The organism is Flavobacterium xizangense, from assembly GCF_054075145.1.
On the sequence record NZ_JBSIPG010000092.1, the window covers coordinates 1 to 274 of the forward strand.

The following is a 274-nucleotide window of genomic DNA, read 5'->3' on the forward strand; positions in this document are numbered from 1 at the left end:
TTATAATCGCCTTTTGTTTTTTGTGTTGTTTTATAGTCATTGTCTTCAAATTTTAAAATCTGTTTCGATTTTACATTGATTCCAGCATATCCTCCAAACCCCATTCTGAATCCTTTGTGTGTTCTAAAATAGGTTTTCCCGTCATGATTTCCATCTTTCGAAAAATCAAATTCTAAATGAACGGGAGCCACTAAATAGACATTTCTAAAACGAGATTCCTTTAGATGTATCGGATTTGTAACTAAGTCCGTTTGTTGGCCGTTTACCACAAAAC

At 33.6% G+C, this 274-nt stretch carries 1 pseudogene; it reads right to left on the minus strand.

Annotated elements, in window-relative coordinates:
- Positions 1 to 274, minus strand: a pseudogene (locus ACWA1B_RS22645) (hypothetical protein); the annotation flags it as partial.